The sequence below is a fragment of the Microvirga sp. P4_G7 genome (genome assembly GCF_056401005.1).
The window spans coordinates 1-2,032 of record NZ_JBFUKD010000655.1 but is presented as its reverse complement, the minus strand read 5'-3'; the positions used below and the strand labels follow the sequence as shown (position 1 = coordinate 2,032).

3 protein-coding genes are annotated in these 2,032 nt (G+C 65.6%); all 3 read right to left on the bottom strand.

Going from position 1 to position 2,032, the window contains the following annotated elements; translation table 11 throughout:
- Nucleotides 1–208 precede the first annotated feature (208 nt).
- Nucleotides 209–955: an arginyltransferase gene (locus AC1DT3_RS19160; RefSeq protein ID WP_477466807.1), complete on the bottom strand. Its 747-nt coding sequence runs from the start codon at nucleotides 953–955 to the stop codon at nucleotides 209–211.
- Nucleotides 956–1,093: 138 nt separating this feature from the next.
- Nucleotides 1,094–1,567 carry an RDD family protein gene (locus tag AC1DT3_RS19155; RefSeq protein WP_477466806.1) on the bottom strand — a complete coding sequence of 158 codons (474 nt, stop codon included), beginning with the start codon at nucleotides 1,565–1,567 and terminating at the stop codon, nucleotides 1,094–1,096.
- Between the two features lie 13 nt (nucleotides 1,568–1,580).
- A partial coding sequence (locus AC1DT3_RS19150; RefSeq protein WP_477466805.1) for an ACT domain-containing protein occupies nucleotides 1,581–2,032 on the bottom strand: 452 nt, incomplete at its 5' end.

Sequence of the window (2,032 nt, the reverse complement as noted above, 5' to 3'; positions counted from 1 at the left end):
GGGGCGCCGACGTGTCATCCCCGGCGAGCGTAAGCGAGGGAAGGGGACCCAGGCCTGGCGCGTCTTCACGAGCACCACGGTGCGGCACGGTCCGGCGCTATGGGTTCCCTTCCCCTGCGATGGCTCCGCCATCTCCGGCCGGGAATGACACTTGGGGGGACGAGCCCGGTGAGGACGTGGTGGGGAGCACGGCTCAGCCCAACCCGGCTCAATCCACCCGGATCCAGCCGCTCGGCATCAGGCGTTCCTGGGGGCGGAAGCGGGATTTGTAACCCATTTTGGGGGAACCCTCGACCCAGTAGCCCAGGTAGAGGTAGGGCAGGCCCATGGTGCGGGCGCGGCGGATGTGGTCGAGGATCATGAAGGTGCCGAGGCTGCGGTCGTGCAGGGTGGGATCGTAGAACGAGTACACCATGGACAGGCCGTCGCTCATGACGTCGGTGAGGCACAGGGCGACGAGGTCGCCCTCGCCGCGGCCGGTGATGCCGCTGTCGATGCCGCGGCGGCGGTATTCGACGATGCAGGTGTCCACGTGGCTGTCCTCCACCATCATGGAATAGTCGAGCACCGTCATGTCGGCCATGCCGCCGTCGGCGTGGCGGGAATCGAGGTAGCGGCGAAACAGCGAATATTGCTCGGAGGAGGGACGGTTGGGGACGACCGTGCCGATGAGATCGCCGTTCGTCTTCAGGATCCGGCGCAGGTTGCCGGAGGGCGCGAAATCGTTGGCGACGACCCGCACCGAGATGCAGGCCCGGCAGGTTTCGCAAGCCGGCCGGTAGGCGATGGTCTGGGATCGGCGGAAGCCGCCCTGGGTCAGGATCTCGTTCAGGTCTCTCCCGCGCCGGCCGACGATGTGCGTGAAGACTTTCCGTTCTTCCTTGCCGGGAAGATAGGGACAGGCGGTCGGTGACGTGAGGTAGAATTGCGGAGGATCGCGGGGCTGGCTCGTCACGCTATGGGGCCTTTGTTGGGACCATCGACGCTGACTTCAACGCCTTACGATAACATTGGTGCCGCGTTCGTCCAGCACCAGATTGGCGAGACGTCGCGGCACCGGATTTTCGGGGGTCTCGGAAGAGTCCCGGAAGCGTCAGTCCCGAATGAAGGTGACGCCGGTCAAGAGATCGTGTCCGAAGCGGCTGTCGTTTCGAAACGCGCCGATCAGGAAGTCCAGGAGCCAGAGGGCGAACGTGCCGACGGCGACGTAGAACAACAGCGCGTGGGCCGCGGCGGTGATGACGTGCACCCGTCCCCCGGTGAGCGAGTCGACGACGCGAAGGCCCATCATCTTCATGCCGACGGTGGCCTGCGAGCGGCCGCCGATCATCAGCGCGTTGTAGACGATGGCGGTGAGCGGCACGAGGCCGAACAACGCCCAGCCGAAGCCGAACGTCAGCACTCCGAGGAATGCGATGGCGACGCTGACGATCATCGACCAGATCAGGATCATGATCACGTCCACCACATAGGCGAACAGGCGACGCGAGATCGTGCCCTGGGTCAGGCGCGGATCGACTTCGTAGGCATTGATGGTCACGGGGGTCATGGTCGGCCCGCTCGTCATGGTCGTCGTCTCCTCAGTAAGCGCTCTCTGAAAGGCATTGCTGGCCGACCCGGCGGGGCGCCAGACCGTCCTTGGCCAAGGCCTCGAACACCTCAGATGTATGCATTGAATCGCGGGTTTCTATGGTGATGTCGATGGAAACGCCTTTGGCGGGCACATCGAGGTAGAGCCGCCCGTGCGACACCTCCAGAATGTTCGCGCCGAGCGCCCCCAGAAGGGTCGCCACGCGGCCGAGCAGGCCCGGGCGGTCATGGGAGGTGATGYGGAAGGAGACGATGCGGTCGTCGCGCTCCAGTTCGCGCACCATCACCGAGGCGAGGATGCGCGCGTCGATGTTGCCGCCGCAGAGCACGAGGCAGACCTTCTTGCCCCGGAAAAGCTCCGGCTGCGTGAGCATGGCGGCGAGCCCGGCGGCTCCGGCGCCCTCCGCCATCGTGCGCTGGAGGGTGGCATAGGCGTTGACGG

Bases quoted from the DNA above. Each gene is read 5' to 3' on its own strand.
- AC1DT3_RS19155 (WP_477466806.1), bottom strand. From the start codon at position 1,567: ATGACGAGCGGGCCGACCATGACCCCCGTGACCATCAATGCCTACGAA.